This window comes from Neisseria sp. HMSC065C04, from assembly GCF_001815375.1.
In the GTDB taxonomy this organism is placed as follows: domain Bacteria; phylum Pseudomonadota; class Gammaproteobacteria; order Burkholderiales; family Neisseriaceae; genus Neisseria; species Neisseria flavescens_D.
The window spans coordinates 1-1,050 of record NZ_KV820404.1 but is presented as its reverse complement, the minus strand read 5'-3'; the positions used below and the strand labels follow the sequence as shown (position 1 = coordinate 1,050).

Genomic DNA, 1,050 nt, shown 5'->3' with positions numbered 1-1,050 from the left:
AAAAAATCGTTGCACTTGGTTTGACAATTCAAGAAATTTATTTAGTAAAATCAAAGGATAATTTATGTTAAATAAGTTAAAAATCGGCACATTATTATTGCTGACATTAACGGCTTGTTCGCCCAATTCTGTTCATTCGGTAACGTCTAATCCGCAGCCTGCTAGTGCGCCTGTGCAACAATCAGCCACACAAGCCACCTTTCAACAGACTTTGGCGAATTTGGAACAGCAGTATCAAGCCCGAATTGGCGTTTATGTATGGGATACAGAAACGGGACATTCTTTGTCTTATCGTGCAGATGAACGCTTTGCTTATGCGTCCACTTTCAAGGCGTTGTTGGCTGGGGCGGTGTTGCAATCGCTGCCTGAAAAAGATTTAAATCGTACCATTTCATATAGCCAAAAAGATTTGGTTAGTTATTCTCCCGAAACCCAAAAATACGTTGGCAAAGGCATGACGATTGCCCAATTATGTGAAGCAGCCGTGCGGTTTAGCGACAACAGCGCGACCAATTTGCTGCTCAAAGAATTGGGTGGCGTGGAACAATATCAACGTATTTTGCGACAATTAGGCGATAACGTAACCCATACCAATCGGCTAGAACCCGATTTAAATCAAGCCAAACCCAACGATATTCGTGATACGAGTACACCCAAACAAATGGCGATGAATTTAAATGCGTATTTATTGGGCAACACATTAACCGAATCGCAAAAAACGATTTTGTGGAATTGGTTGGACAATAACGCAACAGGCAATCCATTGATTCGCGCTGCTACGCCAACATCGTGGAAAGTGTACGATAAAAGCGGGGCGGGTAAATATGGTGTACGCAATGATATTGCGGTGGTTCGCATACCAAATCGCAAACCGATTGTGATGGCAATCATGAGTACGCAATTTACCGAAGAAGCCAAATTCAACAATAAATTAGTAGAAGATGCAGCAAAGCAAGTATTTCATACTTTACAGCTCAACTAACAAATTCATTTTGTTAGAAAAAGTGAAAATTTAGGGCTGAATTTACAATCCAAGTGCAACAAAAAAAG

1 protein-coding gene is annotated in these 1,050 nt (G+C 40.9%); it reads left to right on the top strand.

Annotated features, from left to right (window positions below):
• The first annotated feature begins 64 nt into the window (after window positions 1-64).
• Window positions 65-982, top strand: a complete 918-nt coding sequence (locus HMPREF3022_RS03835; protein WP_005618523.1) for a broad-spectrum class A beta-lactamase ROB-1 — start codon at window positions 65-67, stop codon at window positions 980-982.
• Window positions 983-1,050 lie beyond the last annotated feature (68 nt).